The sequence below is a fragment of the Longimicrobiaceae bacterium genome, assembly GCA_035936415.1.
In the GTDB taxonomy this organism is placed as follows: Bacteria; Gemmatimonadota; Gemmatimonadetes; order Longimicrobiales; family Longimicrobiaceae; genus JAFAYN01.
In genome coordinates, this window is sequence record DASYWD010000599.1 from 1 (window position 1) to 6,521 (window position 6,521).

Below are 6,521 nucleotides of genomic sequence, written 5' to 3' on the forward strand. Positions count from 1 at the left end.
CGCCAGCGCGACGCCGTCGTACACGTACCCCGCGCGGACGCCGCCGTTGGCCGCCGTGCTCCCGTTGCGCGCCAGGACCACGGCCTCCCCGGGCCGCACCGTGAGTGAACGGGCGACGGCGTGTCCCGCGTCCGCGCGCGAGTCCAGCCGCCACCCGCGCAGCTCGGCCGGCGCGCCGCCCGCGTTGTACAGCTCGATCCACTCGCCGTCGCCGTCCGGGACCACCTGCGGGTCGGCCATCACCTCGCTGACCACGATGCGCGAGCGCAGCGTGTCGGCGGACACTCCGGAGGCGGCGTAGCGGCGCTCAGACGGGTCGGCGGCCCCGGACCGGGGCGCCGGCTCGCACGCGGCCAGGAGAAGGGCGAGGAGGACGAGGGCCATGGGCATCGGCATGCGGAGCTCGGGGATCGGTCGGGTCGGGGTGCCCGGAGCGTACCGCGCGGGCGGGCGGGGTGTTATCATCCGCGGGGACGCGCCCCGTTTCGGGGCGGCGCACGAACACAAGGCTACAAGGGACCGATGCCGAAGGACAGGGCCATCTTCCAGGACGAGCGGGGGCGGGGCTGGCTGGTGGAGATCAGCCACGGGCACCCCGCGCCCACGGAGCTGGGGATCTACGCCGCGCGCTTCCAGTGCCCCGAGGACCCGGACGAGCCGGTGCGCGTCGGCTTCCTCTACCTGGACGCGGTGGAGAGCGACGACGAGGCCGCCTTGCGCGCTGCGCTCGCCGAGGCCGAGCCCGCGAAGGCGGTGGGCTGAGCCCCCGGCGGCTCCCCGGCGCAACCGGAAAGGTGACGCCCACGGGAACCGCCGCCCCCCTCCCCGGTACCGAACGCATGCCGAAGTCCGCCTCCTCCGATCTGTTCCTCTCCCCCGCCTCCGCCGAGCTGGTGCGCCGCGAGATCGGGCGCGCCCGCGGCAACGAGGTGTGCTTCCTCGCGCGCGTGGACGAGCACGGCGAGGTGCACGACCCGCGCGTGGTCGCGCGGGGGCACGCCACGGCGGTGCTGGCCGCGGTCCGCGACCCGGAGCCCGGCGGGCTCCTGATCCACAACCACCCCTCCGGCCGGCTGGACCCCTCCGAGGCGGACCTGGCCGTGGCGGCGCAGCTCTGGGAGCAGGGGCTCGGCTTCGCCATCACGGACAACGACGCGTCCGAGCTGTACGTGGTGGTGGAGCCGCCGGAGGAGGATCGCAAGGAGCCGCTGGACCTGGACCGCATCGACGCGGACCTGGGGCCGGGCGGTGCCGTCGCGCGCCGGCACCCCCGCTACGAGGACCGCCCGCAGCAGCGCGGCCTCTCGCGGATGATCGCCGAAGTGTACAACCAGGGCGGCGTGGGGATCGCCGAAGCGGGGACGGGAACGGGGAAGTCCGTCGCCTACCTCCTCCCCGCCATCCGCTGGGCGCTCCAGAACCGGGAGCGGACGGTGGTGTCCACCAACACCATCAACCTGCAGGAGCAGCTGGTGGAGAAGGACCTGCCCTTCCTCCGCCGCGCCCTGGGGGAGCCCTTCCGCTTCGCGCTGGTGAAGGGGCGCCGCAACTACGTCTCCATCCGCCGCGCGCTCCTGGCGAAGGAGAACGCCCCCGCGCTCTTCGACGCGCAGAAGCAGGCGGAGCTCACGGGGATCGTGGAGTGGATGCGGAAGTCGCAGGACGGCTCGCTCTCCGACCTCTCCTTCCGCCCGTCCGCCGAGGTGTGGGACGAGGTCTCCTCCGAGTCGGACGTGTGCCTGCGCGCCCGGTGCCCCCACTTCGAGGAGTGCTTCTACCAGCGCGCGCGCCGCGACGCCTCCTCCGCGGACGTCGTGGTCGTCAACCACCACCTCCTCTTCTCCGACCTGGCCGTGCGGCGGGTGCAGGGGAACTGGACGGCTCCCGCCGTCCTCCCGCAGTACCGCCGGCTGGTGCTGGACGAGGCGCACAACCTGGAGGAGTCCGCCACCAGCCACCTGGGCGCCACCGTCTCGCGCCGGGGGCTGTACCGGACCCTGTCGCGCCTGGAGAACCGCAGGAAGGGCCTCCTCCCCGCGCTGGCCGAGGCGCTGCGCCTGCGCCCGGACGACCTCCTCGCCCGGGGCGCGCTGGACCACCTGCACGAGCGGCTCATCCCCGCGCTCGACGGCGCCCGGGAGCGGGCGGGGACGGTGTTCTCGTTCCTGGAGGACGTGTTCAAGGAAGCCGGTGCGATGATGGTCCGCCTCCAGGACGACTTTGCCAGGCACCCGGTGTGGGTGCTGGGGCTGGAGGACGCGCTGGTGGGGCTGCTGGAGAACCTGGAGTCGCTCCTCCGCGGGCTGGAGCTGCTCCGCGAGCGGATCTCCATCGACGAGGCGCTCAAGGAGATGCTGGAGCCGCAGCTCATGGAGCTGCGCGGGGCCGCCAACCGGGTGGAGGCCGCCCGGGACGCCCTCCGCGCCGCGCTGCGCCCCCCGGACGACGGCCTGAAGATGGTGCGCTGGATGGAGCGCCAGCCGGAGCGCGACGGCCGCGAGGGGAACCTGACGCTGAACGCCGCCCCGCTCGACCTCTCGTCCGTGCTGCGCGAGTCCGTGTTCGAGAAGGTGCCGAGCGTGGTGCTCACCTCCGCCACCCTCGCCACCCAGGGCAACTTCCGCTTCGTCCGCAACCGCCTGGGGCTGTGGGCCCCGCGCGAGGGCGAGGCGGACGAGGAGCTGCGGGTGGAGGAGGCGGTGTACCCCTCGCCCTTCGACTACTCCGAGCAGGCGCTCCTGGCGGTCCCCACCGACCTCCCGGTCCCCGCCGGAGACTCGGACCCGCGGCACGACGAGGCCACGGTGCGCGCCGTGATCGAGCACGCGAAGATCTCCGACGGCGGCCTCTTCGTGCTCTTCACCTCCTACAGGGCGCTCCGCCACGTGGCCGGCGAGCTGCGCAGGCGGAAGATGGACCTGGAGTGGCCGCTCTTCGTGCACGGCGAGGGGCCGCGCGCCCAGCTCGTGGAGCGCTTCGCCGCGTCGGGGCGGGGGATCCTGCTGGGAACCACCTCCTTCTGGGAAGGGGTGGACGTCCCCGGCCACGCCCTGCGCGGGCTGGTCATCCCCAAGCTCCCCTTCAAGGTGCCCACGGAGCCGGTGACGGCGGCGCGGATCGAGGCCATCGAGCAGGCGGGGGGCAACTCGTTCATGCAGTACATGCTCCCCAACGCCGCCATCCGCATGAAGCAGGGCTTCGGGCGGCTGATCCGCTCGCGCGAGGACCACGGCGTGGTGCTCGTGCTGGACGGGCGCATCGCGAAGAAGAGCTACGGCCGATACTTTCTGGAGTCGCTCCCGGAGGCGCCGGTCCGGATCGGCCCGTGGCGCGACGTGAAGGAGGCGATGGTCCGCTTCTACGACGCCCGGCAGGAGGCCCGCCGGGCAGGGTGAGACCCCCTCCGGCGGGCCCTCACCCGGCGGCCTGAGAGCCGCCACCCTCTCCCAAGTTTGGGAGAGGGGATCAACGGCTGGCGCTTCGCCGTTCACTTTCGCACTCACGCACTTCCGCACTCTCCCGATGCCCACATCCCGCCCGTCCAAGATCGTCTGTGTCGGCCGCAACTACCTGGAGCACGCCCGCGAGCTCGGGAACGAGATGCCGGAGCGGCCGCTGCTCTTCTTCAAGCCGCCCTCGGCGCTGATCGAGGAGGGGGACCCCATCGTCCTCCCGCCGGAGTCGCAGCGGGTAGAGCACGAGGGGGAGATCGCGGTGGTGATCGGCGCCCGGGCGCGGCACGTGAGCCGGGAGCGAGCCATGCGCTACGTGGGCGGCTATGCGGCGCTGAACGACGTCACCGCGCGCGACCTGCAGAAGACCGACGGGCAGTGGGCGCGCGCCAAGGGGTTCGACACCTTCTGCCCGGTCGGCGTGGTGGTCCCGGCCGGGAACGTGGACGCGGCCGCGCTGGAGGTGATCTGCCGCGTGAACGGCGAGGTGCGCCAGCACGGCTACGCCCGCGACATGGCCTTCGACATCCCCACGCTGATCGCCTACGTCTCGTCCATCATGACGCTGGAGCCGGGCGACATCATCGCCACCGGGACCCCGGCCGGCGTCGGCCCGCTCCGCCCCGGCGACGTGGTGGAGGTGGAGGTGCCCGGGGTGGGGAAGGTCCGCAACCCGGTGGTCGGCGCATGACCTTCTCGCGCAGCCGCGCCCTGGCGCTGCTGGTGGCCGCCGTCACCGCCGCCGACTGGCTCACCAAGTTCTGGGTGCAGAACCGGCTCCCGCTGCACGGGTGGCACACCGTGGTGGACGGGTGGGTGTTCCTCACCCATCGCCGCAACACCGGCGTGGCGTTCAGCGCCTTCGCAGGCGCCGAGTCCGCGTGGCGGGTGCTGGTCCTGACGCTCGCCGCGGCGGTGGGGATCTTCGTCTGCCTGCAGGTGATCCGCTCCACCCGCGACTCCGTGCTGAGGGTCGCCGCGGCACTGGTGATCGCCGGTGCGCTGGGGAACGTGGGCGACCGCCTCCTGAACGGCGCCGTCACGGACTTCATCCTGATCCGCTTCTTCCCCTTCGTCTTCAACGTCGCCGACGTGGCGATCACCATCGGCGGGATCCTGCTGGTGGCCCGGATGAGCCTGGCGGGCGACGGTACGCGGGAGCCGAGGAGTGCGTGAGTGCGAAGTGCGAAACGGCTCGCTTCGAACGAGGCCCCTCCCGGGTGGAGGGGCTTCGTTTTTCCCACCCCTTGTGCGGAGGGAGACCCGCCCGGCAGTTTGGGCGGGTCTCCCGGAGCGGCCCCAACCGAAACTCCACCCGATCCGAACGAACTCGATGCCCGACATCTGCCAGCGGCTGAGCGCCCTTCCCCCGTACCCGCTCCAGGACGTGCCCGCCATCAAGCGCGAGCTGCGCGAGAAGGGCGTGGACGTGATCGACCTGGGGGCGGGCGACGCCGACCTCGCCCCGCCACCCGCCGCGCAGGAGGCGCTTCGCGAGGCGGTGCTGGACCCGGCCAACTCGCGCTACGGGTTCCAGATCGGGCTCGCGGACTTCCGCGAGGAGATCGTCCGGTTCATGGACCGCCGCTTCGGCGTGAAGCTGGACGCGTACCGCGAGGTGCTCCCGCTGATCGGCTCCAAGGAGGGGATCTTCCACCTCCCCTTCGCCATGCTGAACCCGGGTGACGCGACCATCGCCCCGGACCCCGGCTACCAGGCGTACCTGGGCGGGACGCTGCTGGCCGGCGGGGAGCCCTACCTGGTGCCGCTGCGGCCGGAGAACCGGTTCCTGATCCCGCTGGAGGACCTCCCCCAGGAGGTGGTGCGGCGGGCGAAGATCCTCTACCTCAACTACCCGAACAACCCCACCGCCGCCGAGGCGCCGCGCGAGTACCTGGAGGACGCGGTGGCGTTCTGCCGCGAGCACGACGTCGTGCTGGCGTACGACAACGCGTACTCGGAGGTCGCCTTCGACCGCTACGTGCCGCCGTCCGTCCTGGAGATCCCCGGGGCGCGCGACGTGGCGGTGGAGTTCCATTCGCTCTCCAAGACCTACAACATGACCGGGTGGCGGGTCGGCTGGGCGGCGGGGTGCCCGGGGCTGATCGCGGCGCTGCAGCGGGTGAAGTCCTTCGCGGACACCGGCCTCCCGCTCTTCGTGCAGCACGCCGCGGCGGCCGCGCTCCGCTCGCACGAGGCGTGGCTCCCCGGCAACCTGGAGATCTTCCGCCGCCGGCGCGACGCCGCCGTACAGGGGCTGCGCGCCGCCGGACTCGAGCTGGAGGCGCCCCGCGCGACCATGTACCTGTGGGTGCCGCTCCCGCAGGGCGTCTCCTCGGAGCCGTGGGCGCGGCGCCTCCTCCTGGAGCAGGGCGTCGCCGTCACCCCGGGCGCCTCGCTGGGCTCCGGGGGCGAGGGCTTCTTCCGGATCGCGCTCACCTGCACGGAGGACCGGCTGCGCGAGGCCGCGCGAAGGATCGGGGAGATGCTGTAGGGGACAACGGCGGGGACGGGGAGCGGCCTGCAACCGCAGGGGCCCTGCCCGACCCGCACTTCGCACTTCGCACCTCGCACTCCCCGGCTCCGCCGGGACACGCAACCTTCGGAACCGAAGGAAGCTGCGGGGAGTAGAAGACCGATATGAGCAGCCCCACCGTGGCCCCGCCCCCGCCCGCAGAGGCACCCCCCGAGACGCCGCAGCCGAAGCCGGAGATCCCGGTGCACGCGCCGCTGCGCCGCTTCGGGCGCTCCGGGCGGAGCGGGAGGCCCTCGGTGGGCGCTCTCGCCGGGTCCGCCGCGGTGCACGTGGCGCTCCTGCTTCTCGGGGTGGCGTTCATCCGCTTCGGCCCCGGGCTGCTGGACCGCGGAGGCACGGTGGAGACGGTGGAGTACTTCGACCTGGCGTTCCCGGAGCCGGCGCCGGGACCGCGCACGGCCGCTGCGGGCGGGGACGAGGGGGTGCAGTTCCCCGCGGCGCCCGAGGCCGGGGCGCCGCGCGATGCGGAGCGACGCGAGAACGCCCGGGCGGCGGGGGAGGAGCTGTCGTTCCCCACCGGTACGCCGTCGGGG

Annotated in this window: 7 protein-coding genes; 6 read left to right on the forward strand and 1 reads right to left on the reverse strand. The window is 73.1% G+C overall.

Annotation, left to right across the window (positions count from 1 at the left end; genetic code table 11):
* Nucleotides 1-396 (reverse strand): lamin tail domain-containing protein (locus VGR37_24125; protein ID HEV2150509.1); only part of this gene is annotated, 396 nt, incomplete at its 3' end.
* A 126-nt stretch (nucleotides 397-522) separates the two neighbouring features.
* Between VGR37_24125 and VGR37_24130 the strand changes: the two genes are divergently transcribed.
* The 6 genes from VGR37_24130 to VGR37_24155 form a co-directional block, all read left to right on the forward strand.
* A complete protein-coding gene (locus VGR37_24130; protein HEV2150510.1) occupies nucleotides 523-762 on the forward strand; it encodes a hypothetical protein in 240 nt (79 codons plus the stop codon).
* 77 nt (nucleotides 763-839) lie between these two features.
* Nucleotides 840-3,395: a helicase C-terminal domain-containing protein gene (locus tag VGR37_24135; protein HEV2150511.1), complete on the forward strand. Its 2,556-nt coding sequence runs from the start codon at nucleotides 840-842 to the stop codon at nucleotides 3,393-3,395.
* Nucleotides 3,396-3,522: 127 nt separating this feature from the next.
* Nucleotides 3,523-4,143 carry a fumarylacetoacetate hydrolase family protein gene (locus VGR37_24140; protein ID HEV2150512.1) on the forward strand — a complete coding sequence of 207 codons (621 nt, stop codon included), beginning with the start codon at nucleotides 3,523-3,525 and terminating at the stop codon, nucleotides 4,141-4,143.
* Nucleotides 4,140-4,628, forward strand: coding sequence for a signal peptidase II (gene lspA / locus VGR37_24145; GenBank protein HEV2150513.1), 489 nt, complete (start codon nucleotides 4,140-4,142; stop codon nucleotides 4,626-4,628). The genes VGR37_24140 and lspA overlap by 4 nt, the downstream gene beginning before the upstream one ends.
* Nucleotides 4,629-4,785: 157 nt before the next feature.
* Nucleotides 4,786-5,946, forward strand: coding sequence for an aminotransferase class I/II-fold pyridoxal phosphate-dependent enzyme (locus tag VGR37_24150; GenBank protein HEV2150514.1), 1,161 nt, complete (start codon nucleotides 4,786-4,788; stop codon nucleotides 5,944-5,946).
* Nucleotides 5,947-6,092: 146 nt separating this feature from the next.
* Nucleotides 6,093-6,521: hypothetical protein (locus VGR37_24155; GenBank protein ID HEV2150515.1), on the forward strand; the 429-nt coding region annotated here is incomplete at its 3' end.

Coding starts and splice junctions, on each gene's coding strand:
- VGR37_24130 (HEV2150510.1), top strand. CDS start 523: ATGCCGAAGGACAGGGCCATCTTCCAGGACGAGCGGGGGCGGGGCTGG.
- VGR37_24135 (HEV2150511.1), top strand. CDS start 840: ATGCCGAAGTCCGCCTCCTCCGATCTGTTCCTCTCCCCCGCCTCCGCC.
- VGR37_24140 (HEV2150512.1), top strand. CDS start 3,523: ATGCCCACATCCCGCCCGTCCAAGATCGTCTGTGTCGGCCGCAACTAC.
- lspA (HEV2150513.1), top strand. CDS start 4,140: ATGACCTTCTCGCGCAGCCGCGCCCTGGCGCTGCTGGTGGCCGCCGTC.
- VGR37_24150 (HEV2150514.1), top strand. CDS start 4,786: ATGCCCGACATCTGCCAGCGGCTGAGCGCCCTTCCCCCGTACCCGCTC.